General features: G+C 54.3%; 14 protein-coding genes and 1 tRNA gene. All 15 read left to right on the top strand.

Translation table 11 applies throughout. From position 1 onward, the window contains the following. Positions 1–222 precede the first annotated feature (222 nt). Positions 223–304: transfer RNA gene (locus Q2J39_RS05215), tRNA-Leu, on the top strand. 87 nt (positions 305–391) lie between these two features. Next, complete coding sequence (locus Q2J39_RS05210) at positions 392–1,387, top strand: site-specific DNA-methyltransferase (RefSeq protein ID WP_289068847.1); 996 nt, start codon at positions 392–394, stop codon at positions 1,385–1,387. After that, positions 1,384–1,641 carry a hypothetical protein gene (locus tag Q2J39_RS05205; protein WP_289068848.1) on the top strand — a complete coding sequence of 86 codons (258 nt, stop codon included), beginning with the start codon at positions 1,384–1,386 and terminating at the stop codon, positions 1,639–1,641. The genes Q2J39_RS05210 and Q2J39_RS05205 overlap by 4 nt, the downstream gene beginning before the upstream one ends. Then, positions 1,641–1,940 carry an HNH endonuclease gene (locus Q2J39_RS05200; RefSeq protein ID WP_289068849.1) on the top strand — a complete coding sequence of 100 codons (300 nt, stop codon included), beginning with the start codon at positions 1,641–1,643 and terminating at the stop codon, positions 1,938–1,940. Before Q2J39_RS05205 ends, Q2J39_RS05200 begins: the two co-directional genes overlap by 1 nt. Positions 1,941–2,074: 134 nt before the next feature. Further along, positions 2,075–2,425 (top strand): hypothetical protein, encoded by a 351-nt coding sequence (locus tag Q2J39_RS05195; protein WP_289068850.1) that lies wholly within the window; start codon positions 2,075–2,077, stop codon positions 2,423–2,425. Further along, positions 2,422–4,101: a terminase TerL endonuclease subunit gene (locus tag Q2J39_RS05190; protein WP_289068851.1), complete on the top strand. Its 1,680-nt coding sequence runs from the start codon at positions 2,422–2,424 to the stop codon at positions 4,099–4,101. Before Q2J39_RS05195 ends, Q2J39_RS05190 begins: the two co-directional genes overlap by 4 nt. Positions 4,102–4,241: 140 nt before the next feature. Continuing rightward, positions 4,242–5,402 (top strand): phage portal protein, encoded by a 1,161-nt coding sequence (locus Q2J39_RS05185; protein WP_289068852.1) that lies wholly within the window; start codon positions 4,242–4,244, stop codon positions 5,400–5,402. Continuing rightward, positions 5,338–6,051, top strand: a complete 714-nt coding sequence (locus Q2J39_RS05180) for a head maturation protease, ClpP-related (RefSeq protein ID WP_289068853.1) — start codon at positions 5,338–5,340, stop codon at positions 6,049–6,051. The genes Q2J39_RS05185 and Q2J39_RS05180 overlap by 65 nt, the downstream gene beginning before the upstream one ends. A gap of 30 nt (positions 6,052–6,081) precedes the next feature. Beyond that, positions 6,082–7,266 (top strand): phage major capsid protein, encoded by a 1,185-nt coding sequence (locus Q2J39_RS05175; protein ID WP_289068854.1) that lies wholly within the window; start codon positions 6,082–6,084, stop codon positions 7,264–7,266. Next, positions 7,266–7,544, top strand: a complete 279-nt coding sequence (locus Q2J39_RS05170; RefSeq protein WP_289068855.1) for a hypothetical protein — start codon at positions 7,266–7,268, stop codon at positions 7,542–7,544. The genes Q2J39_RS05175 and Q2J39_RS05170 overlap by 1 nt, the downstream gene beginning before the upstream one ends. Beyond that, on the top strand, positions 7,519–7,914 hold the full coding sequence (locus Q2J39_RS05165) for a hypothetical protein (protein WP_289068856.1): 396 nt from the start codon (positions 7,519–7,521) through the stop codon (positions 7,912–7,914). The genes Q2J39_RS05170 and Q2J39_RS05165 overlap by 26 nt, the downstream gene beginning before the upstream one ends. Then, on the top strand, positions 7,911–8,246 hold the full coding sequence (locus Q2J39_RS05160) for a hypothetical protein (protein WP_289068857.1): 336 nt from the start codon (positions 7,911–7,913) through the stop codon (positions 8,244–8,246). The genes Q2J39_RS05165 and Q2J39_RS05160 overlap by 4 nt, the downstream gene beginning before the upstream one ends. Beyond that, complete coding sequence (locus Q2J39_RS05155) at positions 8,239–8,721, top strand: hypothetical protein (RefSeq protein ID WP_289068858.1); 483 nt, start codon at positions 8,239–8,241, stop codon at positions 8,719–8,721. The genes Q2J39_RS05160 and Q2J39_RS05155 overlap by 8 nt, the downstream gene beginning before the upstream one ends. A gap of 2 nt (positions 8,722–8,723) precedes the next feature. Continuing rightward, positions 8,724–9,353: a phage tail protein gene (locus tag Q2J39_RS05150; protein WP_289068859.1), complete on the top strand. Its 630-nt coding sequence runs from the start codon at positions 8,724–8,726 to the stop codon at positions 9,351–9,353. Continuing rightward, positions 9,350–9,757 (top strand): hypothetical protein, encoded by a 408-nt coding sequence (locus Q2J39_RS05145; protein WP_289068860.1) that lies wholly within the window; start codon positions 9,350–9,352, stop codon positions 9,755–9,757. The genes Q2J39_RS05150 and Q2J39_RS05145 overlap by 4 nt, the downstream gene beginning before the upstream one ends. The last annotated feature ends 173 nt before the right edge of the window (positions 9,758–9,930 follow it).

Raw genomic sequence — 9,930 nt, 5'->3', positions numbered from 1 at the left:
CTGTATCACGGCCGGATGACTGCCGAGGATGTGGCCGACAAGTACGGATACCATCCAAAATCAATGTACCGCCACATTTACGGCGTTCTGGATATGCTCCTGTGAAATGCGCTACTTTTGACACTCGTCAAGGTGGTAAAGTGATATCGTCGGATGACCGACGGGCAGAGATGCATCAAGGGTGGCTGTGCACGGCTGCCCTTTTTGCTTGTCTGCCAGAATGCGGATGTGGTGGAACGGTAGACACGGGACTTAAAATCCTTTGACCGAGGTCGTGCAGGTTCGAATCCTGTCATCCGCACCATTTTGTCGTTCTCTGGAATCCGGGGCCTGATTTCGTCCTTTCTCCGGGCCCTGGATTCGAGGGAATGACTGAGAAAGGATGAGTGGCATGGATGTTAAAAACGACAATTACTGGCTGATGGAAGGCAACTGCCTGGACCGCATGAAAGAGATCCCTGACCATTCTGTGGACATGATCTTGTGCGATCTGCCATATGGCGTAACGGACTGCGAGTGGGATTCTGTGATTCCCTTCGACCGGCTCTGGGAGCAGTATCAGAGAGTCCTGAAACCATACGGTAACTGCCTCCTGTTTGGCACACAGCCATTCATCTCAGATGTCATCAACAGCAACAAACAGAGCTTTTCTCACGTATGGTACTGGATCAAAAACAACATCACGGGTGCTCTTAATGCGCGCCGGCAGCCGCTTAGATGCATTGAGGAGGTGGCTGTTTTTGTTTGTAATATACCTTCTAAGACATTCGGGGGGGGGTACTCGAAGGCCAGAGAGTATTTGCGTGAACAGAAACGTTTGTCCGGATTGAGCTGTCAGCAGCTGCGGGATCTTCTCGGAACATACATGGCGGGTCATTATTTCACGAACGGTAAGCAGTTTGCATTTCCGAGCGCGGATGCATACAGAAAGCTGCAGAGTACCGGATTCTTCCAAATGCCGTTGGATGAGCTGCGGGATCTTGATGGTCCGATGCCGAAGGCGGAAGAACGCAAAGCCGTTTATAATCCGCAGGGGATTCGTGAGCTGAAAAAGCCACGGACAAAGCACAACCATAAGGAATCAATCTGGGGCGATTGGACTCATGATAGCTACACCCAGAAAATGACTGGTTATCCCAGGCACATCCTGAGATTTGACACAGAGATCACACGGTTTCATCCAACACAAAAGCCGGTGGAGATGCTGGCGTATCTGATTCGGACATACACGGATGATGGGGCGACGGTGCTGGACAACTGCATGGGGTCCGGATCAACCGGTGTTGCCTGTGCAAAGACAGGGCGCACATTCATCGGGATTGAAATGGACCCGAAATTCTTCGGGATCAGTTGTGACAGGATAGAGAAGGAGCACAAGAAATCATGAAAAAACTGTTTATTACGGCCGGCCTTGCGTTGGCTTTTTTACTGGCTGGATGCGGAAACTCTGACCCGCTGGGAACTCAGTACTATTTTGGCTGGGCACAGATCAAGCTGCCCAACGGGGAGATAGTGGAGGGCGAAGTCGACGCTTGGAACCACGGAGACGAAAACGACCGTGTCCGCGTGACCATCGACGGAATTGACTACAACACACATTTCTCCAACGTCTGTCTGTTTTCCGAGAAGCCGGCTGACTGATGACCAACCAGGAGATCCTGCAGTTTTATCTGGGCAGCGAGTGGAAAGCCGTGCGGGATGAAGTCCTGCGTCTGGACCACAACGAATGCCAGATGTGCAAAGCACAGGGAAAGTACACGAAAGCACAGGTTGTCCACCATGTGCAGCACCTCAAGGACAGGCCAGACCTGGCTCTGAGCATCTGGCACCGGGGACAGCGGCAGCTTGTTTCGCTTTGCAATGAATGTCATAACAAAGTTCACCCTGAAAAAGGAATCCGAGGAAAAGCTAAAGCCGTTCTAACTAATGAATGGTGGTGAAAATATACCCCCCTTAAAAAATTCTGAGTGAAATCCGGGTTTTGATCTAACGGGGGCATATCCCGCCCTTTCGGGATTTTTTTGTTTATATCGCGCGCGTGAGCGTGTGAACGGAGCGGAAAGGAGGTGATTTCATGGCGAAAACTGCATTGAACAGTGACGTAAAACTCAAAGCGCTGCAAAAACAGTTTGAGTCTGAGAGCGAGGCCCTGGGCCTGCTGGATGATTACCTGTACGTGACACAGTACCGGGCATATACAGACCAACTGCGGATCATGGACGAACTGAAAGCCGAAGTCACCGCCCAGGGCGTGATGATGACGGTGACAGCGGGGCGAGACCTGGAAAAACGGGTGGTGAATCCAGCTGTTTCCGAGTACAACCGCATGGCCGGACTGGCCAACAAGACCGCATCACAGGTGCTGTCGATGCTGACCAAAGCCAGGGAATCACATCAGACCGATGAGGAGGAATCCCTGCTGTGAACCAGCTGCCTGTGTGGGCTGCCGAGTACTTCCAACGCATGGACCTGATGCCCTGGCGCTTTTGCAAGGAGCAGCACGCACTCCGCAAGCAGGTGGAGAAAGCCTACCTCACGGAAGACCTTACCGTTTACGAAGAACGATATGCCGCCTATGTCAAAATGGGCGGCTTTTTGGGCTACGGCGACGGGTACGACTGGGAGAGGTTCCTGATTGGTTGTTTTCTCTGCACCTACAACCCCAAGGGCCTGCCCAGGTGGCGGCGCACGATCGTGTATCTGGGGCGGGGCGCCGGCAAGGACGGATGCATCAGCTGGATGAGCCTGTGTCTGATATCCCCCTACAATCCGGTACTCCGGTATGACGTGGACATTGGAGCATTCAACGAGACCCAGGCGCTGCGGCCTGTCGAGGATGTGCGGGATGCCCTGAAATCCAACGAGACCAAGATGCGGAAATTCTTCAAATGGACACTGGAGGTCATCCAGTGCAAGAAGACCGGGGCCAAGTTAAGAGGCTGGGCCAACAACTCCAAGGGGCTGGATGGTCTGCGATCCGGCGCTGTCTTCCTAGATGAAGTCCACCAGTACGAAGACAACAAGACGATCGAAGTATTCACGTCTGGTCTTGGTAAGGTCGACGACGGCCGGCTGGGAATCTTCACGACCGAGGGATACGTCCAGGACGGCCCCCTGGATGAATATCTGAAAAAGGCCCGGGCATGCCTGTTTGACGGGGAGCCGGACGATGGGTGGCTGTATTTCATCTGCAAGCTGGACAAAGAGGATGAGGTCCACGACGAGGAAAACTGGCACAAGGCCAACCCGTCCTTGTGGAAGAAGCCCAGCTTGATGGAAGAGCTGCGCAGCGCTTATCAGGACTGGAAGAAAGCCCCAGGCCAGAACAAGGATTTCCTGTGCAAGCGGATGAATCTCAAGCAGGTGCAGAACTCACAGCCGGTTGCGGAGTGGGCAGACATCGAAGCCACAAACGTGGAGCTGCCCATGGAATCCCTGGAAGGCCAGGAGTGCGGCATCGGCATCGACTTTGCCAAGACCACAGACTGGGCAGCGGTCAATGTGCATTTCCGGGACGGAGACGTGAGGTACGACATCAATCACGCCTGGATCTGTCTGCAGTCGGATGAACTGTGGAGACTCAAATGCCCATACAGACAGTGGGCGGAGGACGGACACATCACCCTGGTGGACGGTCCGGAAATCCCTCCGGAGACGCTGGCCAAGTATGTGAGTGATATGGCCCGGATCTACGACGTTAAGTACGTGGCTATCGACTCCTACCGCTACTCCCTGATGAGCCACGAACTGGAAAAGGTTGGCTTTTCCACAGCTGGCAAAAATCTGTACCTGACACGCCCCAGCGATGTGATCCGTGTGGCCCCCCAGATATTGAGGTGCTTCCGGAACCGCTATTTCATGTGGGGCGATGTGCCACATCTGCGGTGGGCCACAAACAATGCCTGCCTGGTGCCGGCGAAGAAAAGCAAGCTGTCAGAGTCCGGGGAGCTGGACATGGGGAACTACCTGTTCGGCAAGCAGGAGCACCACGCACGCAAGACAGATCCATTCATGGCGCTGGTGGCATCCATGACCCACGAGGATGAGCTTGCACCGCTCACGTCCCTGGGCTGGGACGATTTTGACGTTATCGCATTTTAGGAGGTGATCCAGATGACAACACAGAAAGGAGGTGGTGACCCTTGAGCTGGCTGAGGAATATTTTCCACTGGGATTTTTTGAATAAAGGCCAGAAAAGACAGTATCTCGAAGTCGTTACAAGCCAGGACGAAAAGGCCGCCATGGTGGCAGCCAGGTCCCTGGCGTTTGAGATGTGCGTCCAACGCATCGCCAAGGCGGTCAGTAAGTGTGAATTCCGGGTGTATCAGCGAGGGAAGGAAAAGAAGGACGCATGGTTTTACGCCTTCAACGTCCGTCCAAACTGCAATGAGACGGCCACGGAATTCTGGACCAAGTTTATCCACCGGCTGTATTACCAGGATGAGGTCCTGATCATCAGGAAGGAAAGCGAGAAACGGGGGCTGCAGCTGTTCATTGCTGACTCCTACATGCTGGACGAAAACAACGTGATGGATCCTCAGGTATTTTCGAACGTGCAGATCGGTCAGCTGACATTGAACAGCACCTACTCCATGGATGAAGTTTTTTTCTTCCGGAACCACAACGGCCAGACCCGCCGGCTGCTGGACGAAACTCTGGGGCTGACGCTTTCACTGATGGCTTCCGCTGCCAAATCCTACCGCCGGGCCAATGGGTCCAGGTGGGCCCTGGAAATCGGGCGTGTCATGGAGAACAAGGACAACCGCGACGAAGAGTTCCTGGAAAAACAGCGGCAGAAGCTGAAAACATTTCTGGACGGTGATGACGCCATGTGGTTGAGCACCAAAGGGACGGAGCTCAAGCAACTGCAGACAGGTGGCACCGCCAAAGATACCCGAGACATCAAAGCCCTGCTGGATGATGCGATCGAGCTGACCTGCAAGGCTTTTTTGATGCCTACCAACATCATGACGGGGCAGGTGACCGACACCAGTAAGGCGGTGGATGATTTCCTGACGTTCTGTCTGGATTCGGTGGTTGAGCTTATCCAGGATGGCCTGAATGCAAAGCGGTACGACATGGAAGAGTACCTGAAAGGGGACCACATCCGCATCAACACGCAGAGCATCAAGCACATCGACGTGCTGGACATGGCGACAAGCGTGGATAAGCTGCTGAGCTCTGGGGTGTTCTGCATCAACGACATCATGCGGATCCTTGGAAACGAGCCCATCCAGGAAGAGTGGGCAAACCAGCATTTCATGACGAAAAACTACAGCACGATCGACGATCTGTTGAACGCGCTGACGAAAGAAGAGCAGAAAGGAGGAAAAGACGATGAGCAAAATGAGAAGAATGGCGTTGCAGATGGCAGTGAATCCGGCAAAAGCGACGGAAGCTGACCTCGATATCTTTGACGATATCGACGGATCAAAAGACTGGTGGACTGGCGAAGATATGGGAATCGGTCCTAAGACAATCCAGGATTTCCTGCAGAAAAATCCAGACGTGGACACGATCAACGTCAACATCAACAGCCACGGAGGCGACGTGTTCGACGGAATGGCGATCCGCAACCTGCTGGCAGACTCCGGAAAGACAGTCAATGTAAAGGTGGTCGGTATTGCAGCATCCATCGCATCCGTGATTGCGACGGCCGGTGACACTGTAACCATGCACAACACCAGCCAGATGATGGTCCACAACTGCTGGACATCTGTGTGGGGAGCCAACGCCAAGGAGCTGCGAAAGCTGGCGGATGACATGGACAAGATCATGGAGTCCTCCAAAGTCGCCTACCTGGACAAAGCCGGCGGCAAGCTGACAGCGGAAAAGCTGGATGAGCTGCTGGATGCGGAGACTTACCTCACCGCAGAGGAGTGCAAGGAATACGGACTTTGCGACGTGATTCTGGACTCCAAAGGGCAGCCGATCAAGCCCGAACCGGAACCTGAGCCGACAGAGCCGGGACCGCAGGAAAGTACCAAGAAAGTTGAAGATAAGCAGCCTGACATGACTGCGATGGCCACGGAAAAACCGTGGTTTTTTTAATGCCCAACCGGCAAGAAAGGAAACAAGAAAATGGCAATCAAAACGAAAGCTGAAAGAACTGAGGCGCTGAAGGCCGCCATGGAAAACAAGGATACCGATGAAATGGTTTCCGCTGTGAATGACCTGATCACCCAGGAGGGCGAAGAGCTTTACGCCCGGATGCTGAAGCAGGAAGACGGACGGGTACTGGAAGCCCGCGGCATGCGCCAGCTGACCAGCGAAGAGCGCAAGTATTACCAGGCTGTGATTGACGCCCAGCGCAACACACCAAGTGGTTCCATCACCAATATCGACGTGGTGATGCCTGAAACTGTCATCGACAACGTTTTCGATGATATCGAGCAGAAACACGCTCTGCTGTCCCACATCGACATGATGCGGGTCAACGCCAAAATCAAGATCCTGTACACCTCCGCAGACACCAACGAGGCTATCTGGGGCAAGCTGACCGACAAGATCACCCAGGAAATCGCCTACGGGTTTGAAGAACTGGACGCCGGACTGCTCAAATTGTCCTGCTTCATCCCGGTGCCGAACGCCTATCTGGACCTGGGACCCGCTTACCTGGACCGCCTGACTCGCACTTATCTGTACGAAGCCATGGCCAAGGGCATCGAAAAGGCGGTGACCACCAACCTGTCCAGTGCTACCGGCCCCATCTGCATGATTGCAGACATGACCAAAGGCACTACCAGCTCCGGCGTTACCACCTACACCAAAAAGTCTGCTGTGAAAGTTACTGACTGGACTCCGAAAGGTCTGGCAAACGTCCTCAAGATGCTGGCAAAGACCCGCAAGGGCAACCCCCGGCCTGTCATCGGCGCCGGCCTGTTCCTGGCTGTAAACTCTGCCGACAACTACTCCATCGTAAAGCCGGCCATGATGGTCCAGAACGCTTCCGGCGAGTGGGTAAGCCGTTCCCCCTATCCCGTTACCGTGGTTGAGTCTGAATTCATCCCCGCCGGTGAGGCGATCCTGGGCATGGACAACCGGTACATCCTGGGCATGGGCTCTGACAAGAATGGCACCATTGAGACATCCAAGGATTACCAGTTCCTTGAGGACGCCACCGTGTACAAATGCAAGCTGTACGGCAACGGCCAGCCCAAGGACAACAACAGCTTTGTGCGCCTGGATATCTCCGAGCTGAAGGAAGCCCAGCTGCTGACCACAGTGGTCAATAACACTGTCACTACTCCGGCTCAAGGATCCTGATGCTGGACTATATCAAACGGGCATTGTGCATCAGCTGGTGCCCGGAGGAAGAAGCGGACCGGCTCAATGACCAGATCAAAGCCGGTCAGGCTTTCCTCGAAAAGTACGACCCAGAAATCGACTGGGACAACGACGAAGAGGCCAGGCCACTGCTGGCTGAGTACGTCCGATACGTGCGAGCGAATGCCAGGGACGATTTCAAGCTGAATTATTTCGATGAAATTTTGAGCCTTGCTACACGGAGAGCTGGAAGTGCTGGCACCGAAAACGAAGAGTAAAGGCGCTGTCAGCTTTGCCGATGGATATCTGCAGCCCCTGGAAGTTGACCGGGGCAGGACCATCACTGGCAACGCTGCCCATGTGTGTGCCTACGGGGACGAAACCGTGGGGTTTTCCCGGTTTTACTCCGCGCAGCAGGTTGGCGTGACCATCGACCGGACATGCTCCATTCCGTACGACTCCTGCGTCGAGCGGGAGCAGTACCTGGAAATGATTGGTTTCCGGGACGGCAAGCGCCGGATTTACAAAATCGAGCAAGTGCAGGAAAAGGCGGACACGGCTCCGCCATCCCTGCTGCTTTCTCTGTCCGAGGTCAAGGTGACCCTGACGGATGAGAGAGACGACTCCGAAAAGCTGGTGAACAGATGAAAAAACTGACACAGAGATTCCAGGAAATACATGAAATGCTGGGCGGCATCTGTGATGAGGTCTATCACTACTGGGCCGACGCAAAAAAATCCAATTGTTACATCATTTGGCAGGAAAAAGGCGAATCGGAAAGCCATTGGGCAGACAACCACCAGCAGGAGCAGGTGATTTCCGTGGATATTGAACTGTACGTCCTGGACCCGCTTGACAACGCCATTGATGCAGTCCAGGAGCTTCTGAATGCGGAGGCACTGTCCTGGTCCTACGACGGATCGCAGTGCGAAACGGAGACTGGACTCATCCACCACAGCTGGGGATGTGAGTTTGGCTAAGGTAGATTTTGAAGGCTTCGAGGATTTCGAAAAGGTCCTGGAGTCGCTGGCGGATCCACGGGAACTGCAGGGCATCTGCAAGGTGGCGCTGTACGACGGCGCCGGTGCTGCAGCTGCGGAAATCGTGGAAGGCATCCGTACCCACAAGACGCACAAGAATCCTGTGGATGGCATGACTCCCCAGGAGCAGAAAGCCCTGCTGAAGGGCTTTGGCATATCCAAGATGGAAGAGCGGGACGGGGACCTGAACGTGAAAATTGGGTTTGCTGGATACGATGAGACCCGCAAGACGAAGAAGCATAAAAACGGGGTCCCGATACCCCTGACCGCCAACTCCCTGCGCAAGGGGACCAGCTGGCGAGCAAAAGATGATTTCATGGCCAAAGGCATGCGAGATTCCCGGAAGAAAGCTCCGGAAGCCATGGAAAAAAGACTAGATGAAGAGCTGGCGAAACGGCTCAAGAAAGGAGCATAGACATGGCAATCAAAGGACTTTCCAAGCTGGTCATCGCACCGGCTTACCAGTATGATTCTGCGGCGAACAAGGTGACCTACGGCCCGGCCGCGGTCACTGAAAAAATGGCCGAGTACAAAGCGGACATTTCCTTTACCGAAGATGACGGCCTGTATCTGGATAACAGTCTGGCGGAAAAGGCACCCGGAAAATTCTCCAGCGGCAGCCTGACGGTCACCACCGGCGAGCTGACAAATGAGACGTCCAAGATGATCCTGGACATCAAGGAAATCACCCAAACGGTGGACTCCAAGAGCGTCAAGGGTCTGGCGTTTGACAAAAACACCAAGGGCAACACCACCGGCATCGGCCTGATCGAAGAGCACCAGTTCAACAACGAGGACTTTTACCGGGCGGTCATCCTGACAAAAGTCGCCTGGGACGTGCCATCTGATGCCGCCACCACTCGGCAGGATAAGATCAGCTGGCAGACCAAAGAAATCGGCGGCACCATCATGGAGTCCGACGAAAAGGCGACCAGCGAGACCGAAACCGACAAACTGTGGAAGGCAACGTTTGACCTGCCTACGGAAGCAGAAGCGCTGGCAACCATCCTGGCCTACTTCGCAGACCACGAGAGAGCGGACGCATGACGCCGAAAACTGTTGAAATCGGCGGCAGGCTCTGGCCTGTGTGCTTTTCGCTCTATTGCCTGGAGGCTGTGCCGGACATCATGGGCGTGATGCAGCGATCCGCAGATGCTGCCAACATGACCGGTGGGGACATGCGAACCATGCTTGAATTCGTCCACTCCCTGATCGTGTCGGGCTGCGAATTTTGCAACACCTGGCACGCAAAGCCGGATGGTGTGGAGTTTGACGAAAACGGCAGGATCCAGCCGCTGAGCAAGAAAGCATTCCTGCTGGCAACACAGGACATGGACGACCTGAGCGCCATCCTGGAAGTGGTGCAGGAAGTCGTGGCCAAAAACGGAGGCAAGCGAATTAATGCTGTGCCTGTTCGGACAAACTCAAAAAAAAAGAAGCGCAGACGCTGAATCCAGCGTTTGCGCTGATCTACACGAAAGCAAGAGCGCTTGATGCCGGTATGGCACCAGGCGTTTTCCTTTTTTTGCCGTATGGGGAGCTGCTGGACCTCCTGAATGCCCGAGACATTCTGCGGGGATTCCTGGAAGAGGGACCTGAGCTCAACAAATACGGCGGCGAGTAT

Origin of the sequence: uncultured Allobaculum sp. (genome assembly GCF_948576815.1) — a bacterium.
Classification (GTDB): Bacteria; Bacillota_I; Bacilli_A; order Erysipelotrichales; family Erysipelotrichaceae; genus Allobaculum; species Allobaculum fili.
Note: the sequence above shows the minus strand (reverse complement) of the source record. Positions and strands in the feature narration are given on the sequence as shown.